Below are 11,171 nucleotides of genomic sequence, written 5' to 3'. Positions count from 1 at the left end.
AGTTGTTCTCGTAAGCTTCGCCATAACTCTCTTTTTCCTAAGGCACGGTTGCAAATCGAGTTTCTTTCTTCCTAAACAAATGGAAAAAGAGACCGCTGCTTACGGTCTCCCCTTATAATACTACTTTTTAAAAGCTGATACGGGGCCTAGTTCATTGGTTAAGTATTCTCGTACTTTTCCAGAAAAAAGCTTCAATAGCGGAAGCTCTGCTGCAAATGACGCTTTTAATGCGTCATGGTCAACTGCTGTGTATTGCTGTACAAGCATCTTTCTGAACAGAACAATCTTTTTCAAGCCTTCACTCATTTCTGCAGTAACGACTTTCTCATCATCCAAAATATCAATGATGTCTTCATAGCTTCCCGGATCTCGCATGATGAAACCATCGATCATGGCATTTCCAACATCAAGCACAGCTTCGATCATGGTGTGTGCCAGGCGTTCAAGTGCCGCCTTTTCCATAGGCGTTTCCCAGGAATCATGTGTTTCGAAGAAATTAATTTGCGTTTCTAAAAATTGCAATGTTGTTTCGATTTGTTCTCTGTCAACAAAGTACATTCTTATCACCTCATACAGATGCTAGACGGTTTTGAGTAATCCAGGACGGGCATAAAAGTAACCTTGTGCTAATTCAACCTTATTCCTTGATAGAACAGAGGCCTCTTCTTCACTCTCGATCCCTTCGGCTACGACAATGGAACCTGCCTCCTTAGCTACGAGCAGTAAACCTTTCAGCATTGACTCCTTAACGGAATTCTTATCAATGTTCTGAATGACAGACCGGTCGATTTTTATGACGTCCGGCATGATTTCACTGATGGTATTTAAGCTTGCGTAGCCTGCTCCTGTATCATCAACCGCAATTTTGATCCCCATACCTCTTAATACCTTTATATTATAGATAAAATTTTCGATTCCCTCAATCGAGTCTCTCTCGGTAATTTCAAATGTGATCTGGCTCGGCTTGATGTTTTTGTATGATTGCATCATTGTCTTCAAGTCACGGACAAATCGTGAATTACCAAGTGTGATCGGTGTAAAATTAATAAAAATATCATGCGTGCAGCCTGTCAAAGTAATTTGTTCTAGCGTCTTGCTGAGTACAATCATTTCCAGCTCATACAGCTTGTTTGTCTGTCTAGCTACCGAAAACAGCTGTAATGGAGTTTCCAGTGCCGTTCCCTCGGGTCCGCGCGTCAGCATTTCCCATGCCCTGATTTCCTTTGAGGCAACATCGATGATCGGCTGTGCGAGAAGCTTGATTTTTCTTTGTGATATGATTTTGTTCATTTCATAAACCATTTCATTAAATTCGGATTGAATTCTTTTCTCTGCCATCGCGAAGGCCTGCTGATGGGCCCTTAACACGGCTTCATGTATAGAACCAACCGACTTATCAATAAAAATATAGCCTGTATCAAAAACTGGCTGCACAGTAGGATACTCATGGAAAAGCCTGCTTTCTGCTTCCCTGAGTATCTTCTTCATTTTCGTATCGATTTCCGATATACAGTGCCTGTTGTGGTCGATCCTTATAAACAGACTTAGGCTGTCGCTATAGTAATCATGCAAGACTATCATGTCCTGCTTTTCAATTTCTTCTTCAATGACTGTTTTAAAGTGTCTCTTCAAAGCCTTAAAATATTTCCAGCTATCTTCACCAAGCTGGGCAGCAAGCTCACGTTGATTCTTGTTGGTATAGGCTATTACTGCTACTTCACACCCATCGCTCAATGCTTTTTTCACCCCTGAAACGACAGGGTTCCGCAATATGAACTGAGGAGGGTAATAGCATATAGATGAATGAGGCAACATTATTTTTCCCCAACCAAGCAGGTTGTCTAAAATGCTAGTAATGCGGCGGGCCATAGGTTTCAATCCTCTCAGAAGATGCCTGGAACTTTTTCTTAATTGTACCATATTTCTTAAAAATAGAGCTTTTTTCCTATATAGTATTGCGAAATATTTTTGTTTTTTCAGATAAATTCAGAAATTATCTGTTTTCTGGTAAGATGGTGAGTGAAGATTGATCCCCACTCATTATTGAAGTGGGAAAAATAAACAAATTACATATATGGGACAGCTAATTAGGAGGATCACAATGACAGAAGAACGTTTTTTTCTATATGATGATACAGAAGATACAAAAACACGTTACGTAAGCTTTTTAGGTGAAAACCAGCGCTTTGACCTTGCTATTATCCAGACAAGCCGTTATTACGGGAAAAGCATCGTCCTGGATATCCAGGGGAGCAAATTCGCGATCATCGGCCAGGATGATTTGGATGAAGAAGGCTATTTAGAGTATGCCTACAACCTATCGGAAGAAGATGCAGAGGAACTTCGCTCGTTCTTGCGCCAGCTGATATAGTTATGGCACTAACTTCTTTGTTTGTTTTGTCCTTTCAATGAAATACTAACAAGACAACAAGCAAAGAGGGTGAAATTCATGAGCAAAGAACACCGTGAACTATACTCTGATTTTTCCAATGTAGAAAAACAAAGGAATTATATAACGGCTGAGGATTTGCCAGACGGACCCTATGGGTCGCCAATTGGGAAGCATGAGCCTGTAACAGGCAAGAGTACACCATGGAAAGAAGGCCAGCGATCCTACAGCAATTTCAACTATGAATTCAAATCACTTCATCAAGGGATGCCGCGCAAGGAAGCAGGGGCACATCCAACCCATGACGATCCGAATGAAAGTGAGCAGCCGCCATACAGTTAATGATAAGAGAAGCTTCAGCGGTCATCGCTTAATAACATCACGTAAAAAGAGGACCTGATAAAAAAATCAGGTCCTCTGAGCTTGTCGACAAAGATACAGTTCACAGATCAGTTATTGACACCTGTTGATTGGAATGGAAGACGCTTAGACTCCTCCGAAAATGCTAACGCATTTCCATCGTGCGTGGGCAGGTTCGAGGTAGCAAATCAATGTCCTGCGGGCGCANNGCCAGCCCCGCGGAAAGCGAAGCGTCTGGAATGGAAATCAACAGACCTGGTTTTACTGCCCAACCATGATAAAAAAACTGTAGACATGCTCGCTTTCATCGAGTTTGTCTACAGTCTGAGAGGACCTGATAAAAAATCAGGTCCTCTTCTTTTATTGGCTTACGTTCTGCTTGGCAACCTTTTTCGCAACGAAATAGGCACACCCAAAGTTGCAATACTCATACAGATACTCACTGACAGTGCTGATTTTCGTATCAAATGTTGACTTTTGGTTTTGGTCGTCGAAAAATCCCCTGAGCCTTAATTGGCCATATCCCCAGTCGCCAACAATATAGTCGTACTTTGTTAAGATGTCGCTGTATCTTGCACGAAAGGCTTCCTCATTGAAACCGTCACGTGCTTCGTCAACAATTTCATAGCACAGATTATTGATGCAAATCATTGGTACACCTCTTTTTCATTGCTGATTTTCCGTCATTAATTTTTGATCCCAAAGTCTCTTATTTAAATTATAACTGATTCCCCATCAATTACTAAGCAAAAAAAATAAAATCAGAGCCATTCTAATCAATAGGAGGTGTTTTAAGTTGAAAAAGGCAATTATTGCTCTCGGTATTTGCGGTGCAGCTGCACTGACTGGATGTGCTAATGACAATGCATCACCTGGGGATGGCGACGGCAAAACGGGTATTTACCGGCAGAGTGGCCATACTCTTAATGTAAACGACCAGCGCCCTGATTTATATAATGAAGATGGACGCAAAGGATTAAAAGATACAAGTGAAGACTTTGGCTATGTCCGCCACCAAAAAACTGGCGTTATGGGAACAGACAATAACATGGATGTGTACCAGGCAATCGACCGGGAAAAAATGGCTGACATGATTGGACGTTACAGCACGATGGTCCAGAATGTAGATGATGTCTCAACATTGGTTACAGATGAAGAAGTACTGATTGTCTATCAAACAGACTCAAATGACCGGTTTGAAACTGCCGACCAGGTGAAGAGGATGGCAATGTCTGTTGTTCCTCGCTGGTTCCATGTTTATGTATCTGATGATCCAAGCCTTCGCAAAGATGTAGAGAACTTTGCATCTCTGGACACAGACAGTCGGGATGTAGACACGATGATAGACGGTGTCATTAAACAAATGCTCAAATCTCCACAAGGAAGGCCGATGAGCACAGGAGAAAATGCCAACGGTGAAGCTGAAGGCGAAATGAATGAAAAAATGGATAAAGACGACATTTCTACACAGATGAAAAAAGGGAAATAATATGGAAAAAGAGTTCAGCTTCAGGCTGAACTCTTTATTTTTACCATATTTAGAAGATATTATGCCTGTTGAGCCTCTTGCTCAGCAAGCTCCTGTTTATGCTTCGCTGCAGAATTTACCTGCTCGTCAGCATGATAGGAAGAACGAACCAATGGACCTGCTTCACAATGGCTGAAGCCTTTTTGCAGGGCAATTTCTTTGAGTTCGGCAAATTCATCCGGATGATAATACTTTACAACCTCAAGATGTTTTTTAGAAGGCTGCAGATATTGTCCAAGGGTAAGGATATCCACGTTGTTTGCGCGCAAATCATCCATCGCTTCAATTAGCTCTTCCTTTGTTTCACCAAGTCCAACCATGATGCTGGATTTTGTCGGGATGTCTGGCTGAAGCTGTTTTGCCCGGCGCAAGAATTCAAGTGACCGTTCATATGTAGCACGCGCACGGATTCTTGGAGTCAGACGTTTAACTGTTTCAATATTATGGTTAAGGATATCTGGTCTAGCATCCATTAATGTCTTAAGGTTTTCCAAAACACCGCCCATGTCGGAAGGCAATACTTCAATTGAAGTAAAAGGATTTTTTCTGCGAATGGCTCTTACTGTTTCAGCAAAGACAGCCGCTCCTCCATCCTTCAAATCATCTCTCGCTACAGCTGTAACAACGACATGCTTCAGGTTCATAAGTACTACTGAATCAGCTACTCGTTCTGGTTCCTGCCAGTCAAGTTCAGTTGGAAGGCCAGTTTTAACCGCACAGAAACGGCATGCACGTGTACATACATCACCCAGGATCATGAAAGTAGCAGTTCTTCTTACGGCCCAGCATTCATGGATATTTGGACATTTCGCTTCTTCACATACAGTATGTAAGCTTTTCTCACGCATCATTTTTTTCAAGCCAGTATAATTTTCGTTCGTATTCAATTTTATTTTCAGCCATTCAGGCTTTCTCTGTACCTCTTTTTTGCTCATAATTTCACTCCATTCCTGCTGCACTACATCAAGAACACCATGAAAAAATCAAGGCCGATTTACAGCTTCTGATGTCACTTTAACATAATGAAAAACACACGACAAGTACGTTAGCTTTGCGATTACCATTATTTGATATTTATGAAAAATCCCCTTCATCACAAACTATAACAAGAAAAGCGTAAGTGCGTTGGCCAGTCCATGAAAAAGGGACCCTTGGAAGCATCATGGACATAACAAACTAGCCACTGAAGCTGGACACTAATGGAGCAAAATCTGAAGGGAGGATTACGGTGAAATTCCTTTATGCAGTTATCGCTCTTTTTTTATTATGCCCTGCCCTCTCTGTTGAGAAGGTATCAGCAGCCGAGCAGGATGAGGATGTTTATAAAAAAAGAATGGAATTATATACCCGTGTAGAAGCTGTTACCCATATTCCCTGGTACTATATTGCCGCAGTAGACCAGTATGAGAGAAATGTCCGCCAGGCGCGAAAGGATTTGCCAAAAGCGGAGGGAATTGCTGGGGTTTATTTTAAACCTGAAGAATGGGCAGGATTGTTGAATCCCAACTTAGAAGATAACAATCCAGTCTCCATTCAATTTTTCAATGGAATAGGTTTTGACGGCAACGGTGACGGTAAAGCAAGCCTAAGGGACGACGAGGATGTACTGCAGGCTTTTGCTCAATACCTCCTTCATTTCGGGACTGATCAGGAAAACATTAAAATTGGTCTTTGGAATTACTATAAGCGTGATAAAACAGTGGGGATCATCATAGGAAAAGCTATGGTTTACAGACATTTTGGCAGGCTTGACCTTGATACCCATTCCTTCCCGCTGCCTTTGAGAAGCAACCATAGCTACAACAATACATGGGGCGATGCCCGGGGCTGGGGCGGAAGAAGGATTCATGAAGGCACCGATATTTTTGCGGGCTATGGTGTCCCTGTCCGCGCGACAGGATATGGAATCGTAGAGATGAAGGGCTGGAACAAATATGGCGGCTGGCGGGTAGGTATTCGCGATATCAATAACACCTACCATTATTTCGCTCATTTAAGCGGATTTGCGAAGGATCTGAAGGTCGGTCAAATCGTTGAACCTGGAACTGTCATCGGAGGTGTAGGCAGCTCTGGATATGGACCTCCTGGAACGTCCGGGAAATTCCCTCCCCACCTGCACTATGGAATGTATAAGGATAATGGCTATACAGAATGGTCCTTTGATCCATACCCTCATTTGAAAATGTGGGCAAGACAGGAACGAGCCAGATTGAAGAAAAAATAAGAGGGCTGCCGGTGGCAGCCCTCCTTGCATATTATTTTGAGTCTCTTCCTTTTTTCACGGCAATAGCAACACTTACTCCTAAGCCGCCCCAAATAATGACCATACCGATAAGCATCATTGCAATAGCGCTGCCTGACATTATTGTGAAACCCCCTTAGAGGAAACTGAAATATCCTTATCCCACTTAATTGCCGCAAAGACGAATCCTAGGACAATCGCTCCAATTGCCACTCCCCATCCGGTGTAAAGCAGGAAGCTAGTTGGATAGCCTTCATAATTCTCCTTTATGTTTGTAATGATATTTTGTACCATCATGTAGCCCAAGACGATCGGAGTAATCACACCAAGACAAATTCTCCACCATGCACCGATACTTACATCTGAAATATCGTTTGTATGCTTCTGAAGATTCTTTAATTCTTTCATTACCCATGCAACAGCGATAACTTCGATAAGTCCTGCCAATGCTACACCGAATTGATTGATAAAATAGTCTGCCGCATCAAGGAAGTATAAACCGCCTTTAGTTGCAATCAGGATTGAAATTAAAGCGGATAATCCGCCTCCAATTAGAACTGCTTTCGTTCTGCTGACCTTGAACTTTTCCTGTACACCAGCAACGTAAGTTTCCACGATTGAGATTAATGAAGTTAAGCCTGCAAGCACAAGACATGTAAAGAACGCGAAGCCAAAGAATCCATTGAAAGCCGGGAACTCACTGATAATTTGCGGGAATACAACAAAGGCCAATCCAACACCGCCAGCTACAACTTCACTTACAGGAACGTTTGCCTGGTTAGCCATGAAACCTAATGCAGCGAATACCCCGATACCTGCTAAAAGCTCAAAGCCAGAGTTTGCGAAACCAGTGATAAATGCACTGTTTGTTAAATCTGTTTTCTTAGGAAGATAGCTTGAATAAGTAATCATAATAGCAAAACCGATTGATAAGCTGAAGAAAATCTGGCCGTAGGCCGCCACCCAAACTTTTGGATCTGCAATTGTTTCCCAATTCGGCTTGAAGAAAGCGTCAAGACCCTGTGCAGCTCCTTCAAGTGTCAAGGCTCTGACAACGATGATCATGAAAAGAACAACAAGAGTCGGTATCATGATTTTATTTGCTACTTCGATACCTTTCTTAACACCTTTCAAAAGAACAAGGAACGTAATTCCCCAAACAAGAACCATTGGCCAGAATACTCCTGGTACAATCCCGCCAATATCTCCTGGAGTTTCAGCAAGCTTCAAATAGCTTCCGAAAAGAAAGCCCTCCGGATCCTTCCCCCATTTCTCACCGAATGAGAAAAATGCATATGAACCAGACCATGCAATGATAGCCGCATAATAGGTAGAAATTACGAATGAAACGGCAACTTGCCACCAGCCTAGCCATTCCCATTTTTTGTTCATGCGCGCTAATGATAATGGTGATGAACCTCTATACTTGTGCCCGATTGTAAATTCCATAATAAGCAGCGGTATACCTGCTGTCAGCAATGCGAATAAATAAGGGATGAAGAACGCTCCTCCTCCATTTTCATACGCTACTGCTGGAAAGCGCCAGATATTTCCCAATCCGACTGCAGATCCGATTGCTGCAAGAATAAATCCCGCCCGTGTTCCCCATTGTGGACGATTTTCCATGTTGCATCCCCCTTTCTTTCTAACCACCATAAATTATTGATGAATTAGAAAGTTTTATATTTTCAGATATTTCGACATAAAATTAGTATAGCCAGTTATTTTTCAATTGTCAAAATATTATTTCAATAATAGTGATTTTTCAGTTTTTTATTAGATTCCATGATAAAGTGCTTTTACAAACTCAATAGCACTACAGTTAAATAAAAAAAAGCTGTCTGCAGCCAGACAGCAAATTGTTATTCTGCAAGATGGATTTCTTTCCGTAATCCTGCTTTCTTAGTTTAATGAAGTATATATGCAATGAAAAAACCACTTTATTCTCCTGGCAATTCAATTGCCGGAGAAGAGCCACCACCGCCATTGTAAAATTGCGGAACCTTTCCAGGGTAATAGAAACTGCCAATTGGAATATCTTCCTGAACTGTAGCAATTTCAGTTGCAAACGGGATAATAATTTGAACATTGACCTTTACCCTTACGGAAACATTCACCAGTGAGTTGTTGATTCCATGTTCTTCTGTTTCCCATACAATATCAGCTGTTACATCACCAATGGCATTGAATTTTACGGGAATCATCGGACCCATATTCCCTAAAAGCGCATTATTGGTGGCTTGCCCTAAAGGAACATAATAGATGATTCCTTCTTCCTTATCTTCTTCATCAGTGACAATCTCTATGTCTGAGAGCATTTCAAGCGATGCGAGATTCCCTCGTTCAGCTTCCTTCAAATTCATTTGCACAAGGTTAGTCGTTTCTGCTTTTACACGATTAATGATCTCAGTATTGAATTTCACTACTGTAGAAGATCCTCCATCTACCGGCACAAATTCTATCACCTTATCAATATCCATACCATTGGCGATTTTTTTATTGATCGCCTTATTAATCACGAGCGTGGCGATTTTTCTTGTTTGAGATTCCGCATAGCTCATAAGAGTAGGCTCGATCCCCTTATCTATAATCCACAGTCCCGCTGCTGTTGAAAAGGAAAAAAAGACGAATGTCAGCAGGAACACATACCTGAAAGGCAAAGGTCCTTTCCGAGGCAGCCGCCGGCCGAATTTTGCCAAAACAAATCCCCCCTCTAAAGCTATATGTATGCTTTGAAGGGGGGAACTAGCCTAAAAAACTAATAATTGTTGGCGTACTCATACTTTAGAATTGTGTCACAGCTTACAATCATCAACGATAAATTAGTCTTAAGATCTATTTCGTAAGGGGCGACCCGCAGGCCATTTTCCTCAAGGATCCTGACAACCGGCCGTTCGCTCAGTCCTGGATTCTGTGCAGCGACTACCCCTTTCCGTCCATCGCTTAAAATGGCAGTCAAGCCAATAGGATAGATGGCTACAGCTCTGCGAAAAGCATCGACCACCCTGGGGTCAAAAAGAGTTCCTGAACCCGAATATAGGATTTCCAGACCTTCATGCGGCAGCATAGCTGGTCTGTAAACTCGGTTTGACGTAACAGCATCAAATACATCCGCAACCCCAAGAATCCGTCCAAACAGGTGAATCTCATCGCCTTTCAATCCGCGGGGATAACCCGAACCATTCAGGCGCTCGTGATGCTGGTAGGCACAATGGGCAACAATTAATGGAACCGTTGGGATATTGCGAAGCAGCTGGAAACCGTCCTCCGCATGTGCCTTTATGACCTGGAATTCTTCCCCTGTCAGCCGTCCAGGTTTTGTCAGAACTTCTTCTGGAACCTTCATTTTGCCTACATCATGCAAAATCGCTCCAAGTCCGAGCTGCTCCAGTTCCTTTGGAGTCAGTTTCATCTCAATTCCGATTGCCAGAGCATATAGAGTTACATTAAGAGAGTGCGAAAAAATATAGTGATCGTGCATGAAAACATCCGAAAGCATATTGAGCAGTTCCCTGCTCGTTTGAAGTTCATCTAGTAAAATACTAATCAATTTTTTGAACTTCCTTGCCGATTTTTCAAGCACAAAGGAATGCGAAATATTTGTATCAGTTTGGATTTGCTTAAATGTCTCTCCAATCGATTTGATGGCATTCACACGCAATCCATCAGATATCGAATTTGAAAGGAGAAGGTCGTCAGTATCAGGATCCTTTATATAAAGATAATCAATACCAAATTCTAATAACCGGTTGAGGATTTTCCTCTCAAGCCGCGCTCCCACGTTTAAAAGAATCTGCCCCTGGTCATTATAAATGGCTTTTCCAAGTAAAGCTCCTTCATTCACTGAAGTGGTGGCTACCAGTCTCATGTCAATTCCCACTTTATCTGTTTGTTATAGGCTGTTTTCGAATGGGTGTTTTTCGCATTAGAATCCGAACGAAGCCTTATTGTCCAGCAAGAAAATTTTACATAATACGACAATTATTTCTTACATTTTAACACATCCATTTATCGAATGGTTATGGTATTATGAATATTTTTACATTGGGAAAATAATAATAGGATCATTTAATGTAAAGATCGAGATACTCTTCAATTCATAGCAAAAAGACAGCCTAACCCGGCTGTCTTTAATTCATGAGCAGCAAAGCTTCCTTGCCGACCATGCCCTTAATTGCCCCCATTTTCTCTGCTTCAAAAGTAACTGACTCCAGTGGGGCTTCAAGCAATTCTTCAATAGTTTTAACGCCAACGGCTCTGCCGGCAATGACTTTCCTGCTCTTAAGCTTTTCATTCAGAAGCGCGACATCCAGAGCGCCGCACATAATATAGCCTCTATCTCCTGTAACTACAAGCAAATTTGTTTTAGGCAATCTGACGGTAATGCATAAAAAAGTTCTGCCTTCTATCTCAATCGGTGACATTTCGATCATGAACACACTCTCCTTCCATCCATCCAATAACACTCTATGAAGGGAAGGGAAAAAGCGTGATATTTTGATTAAAGATTGATGTCTACAAAGGGGCTTTTCGTAAAATTCGTTGTTGTCTATGGGACTCTCTTTCTGAAAATATTCATCAAGTTGAAATGATTTTACAATTGGAACAATTCATAATAGAAATTCGTCTCCGAGTTGTTCCAATAAGCCGCA

At 41.8% G+C, this 11,171-nt stretch carries 13 protein-coding genes; 4 read left to right on the top strand and 9 right to left on the bottom strand.

Annotated features, from left to right (window positions below; genetic code table 11):
* Positions 1–120 precede the first annotated feature (120 nt).
* On the bottom strand, positions 121–558 hold the full coding sequence (locus V7654_RS04650) for a DUF86 domain-containing protein (RefSeq protein ID WP_335428854.1): 438 nt from the start codon (positions 556–558) through the stop codon (positions 121–123).
* A 21-nt stretch (positions 559–579) separates the two neighbouring features.
* On the bottom strand, positions 580–1,734 hold the full coding sequence (locus V7654_RS04645) for an EAL domain-containing protein (RefSeq protein WP_335428853.1): 1,155 nt from the start codon (positions 1,732–1,734) through the stop codon (positions 580–582).
* A 367-nt stretch (positions 1,735–2,101) separates the two neighbouring features.
* On the opposite strand from V7654_RS04645, the gene V7654_RS04640 reads away from it, so the two are divergent.
* A complete protein-coding gene (locus V7654_RS04640) occupies positions 2,102–2,371 on the top strand; it encodes a DUF3055 domain-containing protein (RefSeq protein ID WP_335428852.1) in 270 nt (89 codons plus the stop codon).
* Between the two features lie 78 nt (positions 2,372–2,449).
* Entirely contained in the window at positions 2,450–2,731 is a 282-nt protein-coding gene (locus V7654_RS04635) for a cytosolic protein (RefSeq protein ID WP_335428850.1), read from the top strand.
* A gap of 378 nt (positions 2,732–3,109) precedes the next feature.
* Here the strand turns inward: V7654_RS04635 and V7654_RS04630 are convergent, their stop codons facing one another.
* Entirely contained in the window at positions 3,110–3,400 is a 291-nt protein-coding gene (locus V7654_RS04630; RefSeq protein WP_335374875.1) for a YutD family protein, read from the bottom strand.
* A 145-nt stretch (positions 3,401–3,545) separates the two neighbouring features.
* Between V7654_RS04630 and V7654_RS04625 the strand changes: the two genes are divergently transcribed.
* Positions 3,546–4,238, top strand: a complete 693-nt coding sequence (locus V7654_RS04625; RefSeq protein WP_335428848.1) for a YhcN/YlaJ family sporulation lipoprotein — start codon at positions 3,546–3,548, stop codon at positions 4,236–4,238.
* Between the two features lie 59 nt (positions 4,239–4,297).
* Here the strand turns inward: V7654_RS04625 and lipA are convergent, their stop codons facing one another.
* Positions 4,298–5,212, bottom strand: coding sequence for a lipoyl synthase (gene lipA / locus V7654_RS04620; RefSeq protein ID WP_335428846.1), 915 nt, complete (start codon positions 5,210–5,212; stop codon positions 4,298–4,300).
* Between the two features lie 293 nt (positions 5,213–5,505).
* On the opposite strand from lipA, the gene V7654_RS04615 reads away from it, so the two are divergent.
* On the top strand, positions 5,506–6,501 hold the full coding sequence (locus V7654_RS04615) for a M23 family metallopeptidase (protein WP_438825249.1): 996 nt from the start codon (positions 5,506–5,508) through the stop codon (positions 6,499–6,501).
* A gap of 31 nt (positions 6,502–6,532) precedes the next feature.
* Here the strand turns inward: V7654_RS04615 and V7654_RS04610 are convergent, their stop codons facing one another.
* The 5 genes from V7654_RS04610 to V7654_RS04590 form a co-directional block, all read right to left on the bottom strand.
* Positions 6,533–6,640 (bottom strand): methionine/alanine import family NSS transporter small subunit, encoded by a 108-nt coding sequence (locus V7654_RS04610; protein ID WP_335428844.1) that lies wholly within the window; start codon positions 6,638–6,640, stop codon positions 6,533–6,535.
* On the bottom strand, positions 6,640–8,145 hold the full coding sequence (locus V7654_RS04605) for a sodium-dependent transporter (RefSeq protein WP_335428843.1): 1,506 nt from the start codon (positions 8,143–8,145) through the stop codon (positions 6,640–6,642). The genes V7654_RS04610 and V7654_RS04605 overlap by 1 nt, the downstream gene beginning before the upstream one ends.
* A 314-nt stretch (positions 8,146–8,459) precedes the next feature.
* Positions 8,460–9,218, bottom strand: coding sequence for a sporulation protein YunB (gene yunB / locus V7654_RS04600; RefSeq protein ID WP_335428842.1), 759 nt, complete (start codon positions 9,216–9,218; stop codon positions 8,460–8,462).
* Between the two features lie 59 nt (positions 9,219–9,277).
* The gene (locus tag V7654_RS04595; RefSeq protein WP_335428840.1) at positions 9,278–10,387 is read right to left on the bottom strand and encodes an HD-GYP domain-containing protein; all 1,110 of its coding nucleotides are present in this window, start codon (positions 10,385–10,387) and stop codon (positions 9,278–9,280) included.
* A gap of 262 nt (positions 10,388–10,649) precedes the next feature.
* Entirely contained in the window at positions 10,650–10,952 is a 303-nt protein-coding gene (locus tag V7654_RS04590) for a YunC family protein (protein WP_335428839.1), read from the bottom strand.
* Between the last annotated feature and the right edge of the window lie 219 nt (positions 10,953–11,171).

The organism is Bacillus sp. JJ1609 (assembly GCF_036967045.1).
In the GTDB taxonomy this organism is placed as follows: domain Bacteria; phylum Bacillota; class Bacilli; order Bacillales; family Cytobacillaceae; genus Mesobacillus.
The sequence above is the reverse complement of the archived record's forward strand: the minus strand, read 5'-3'. Positions and strand labels throughout refer to the sequence as shown.